1 protein-coding gene is annotated in these 1,535 nt (G+C 65.6%); it reads right to left on the bottom strand.

Features of this window, described 5'->3' with window-relative positions:
* Positions 1-1,519 (bottom strand): condensation domain-containing protein (locus tag HB633_RS30525; protein ID WP_346730394.1); only part of this gene is annotated, 1,519 nt, incomplete at its 3' end.
* Between the last annotated feature and the right edge of the window lie 16 nt (positions 1,520-1,535).

Here is a 1,535-nt window from a genome sequence, read left to right as displayed (position 1 = left end):
ACGCATCGACGCGCATCTGCGGTTGCGCAACAATCGCTTCCAGCAGCCGCACGAAGTGTCCGGCCATCCGCTCGATGCGTCCGTGCTTGAACAGGTCGACGTCGTATTCGAAGCTGGCCTGCAAACGTCCGTCCACTTCGTCGAGATTCAGCGTCAGGTCGAATCGCGCCGTCGTCGTCTCGCCGTCGACCGGTTCGAACGACAGACCCGGCACGCCGGGCTCTTCGAGCGGTGTGTTTTGCAGCACCAGCATCGCCTGGAACAGTGGCGAATGGCCGAGGCTGCGTTGCGGCCGCAAGGCCTCGACGAGCTGCTCGAACGGCATGTCCTGGTGGCCGTAGGCGCCGAGCGTCGTTTCGCGCGTACGCTCCAGCAGCGTCTCGAACGACTCGTGACCGACGATCTGCTGGCGCAGCACCAGCATGTTCACGAACATGCCGATCAGGCTTTCAGTCTGCGTGTCACGTCGATTCGCAATCGGCGTACCGATACAGATATCGTCCTGGGACGCATGGCGCGACAGCAGCACGCCGTAGGCAGCTGCCAGTGGCATGAACAGGGTGCCCTGCACCCGACGCGCCAATGCATGCAGGCCGGCCGTGGTCGCCGGGTCTATCGCGAAGTCGTGGGTGGCGCCGCGGTGCCGTTGCACGGCGGGACGCGGCCAGTCGGTCGGCAGGGTCAGCAGCGGCGGCGCATCCGACAGGTGCGCGCGCCAGTACGCCAGTTGCTGCGCCAATACTTCGTCCGCCAGCCATGCACGTTGCCACTGGGCGTAGTCCGTGTACTGGACCGGCAGGGCAGTCAGCGGAGAAGGCTCGCCGCGAGAAAAGGCGCGGTACAGGGCCACCAGTTCGCGCACCAGAACGCCTGTCGACCAGCCGTCGGAGGCAATGTGATGCATCGTCAGCGCGACGATGTGCTCATCGTCGCCAAGCCGGATCAATCCGGCACGGATCAGCGGCCCCGTCGACAAGTCGAACGACGTGCCGGCCTGGCGCACAAGCTCCGCCTTGCATCGCGTCTGTTGCAACGCTTTGGGCTGCGCAGACAGGTCGACTAGCGGCAGATCGATAGCGAGCCTCGCGACCGTCCGCTGAACCACTTCGCCATCTTCGACTGAAAAATGCGTGCGCAACACATCGTGCCGCCCTACGACCTCGTTGAGCGCGCGACGGAGAGCCGCGACGTCGAGTTCGCCGCGCAACCGCACGGTTGCCGGGATGTTATAGGAGGGATTGCCGGGCTCGAGCCGGTCCAGAAACCACAGACGCTGCTGCGCATACGACAGCGGCAACGGCCGGTCGCGCCCGGCTTGCGAGCGCGGCAAGAGCGGCGGCAGCATGGCGCGCGCGCCGTCGTGCAGCGCGGACTCGACGCGCTGCGCCAGATCCGTAATCACCGGCGCCTCGAACAGCAGACGTAACGGCAGGTCGATACCGAACGCGTCGCGCATTCTTGAAATCAACCGCGTGGCCAGCAGGGAATGGCCGCCGCACGCGAAGAAGTCGTCGGACACACCGACCTGATCCACG

The organism is Caballeronia sp. dw_276, assembly GCF_018449635.1.
Classification (GTDB): Bacteria; Pseudomonadota; Gammaproteobacteria; order Burkholderiales; family Burkholderiaceae; genus Caballeronia.
The sequence above is the reverse complement of the archived record's forward strand: the minus strand, read 5'-3'. Positions and strand labels throughout refer to the sequence as shown.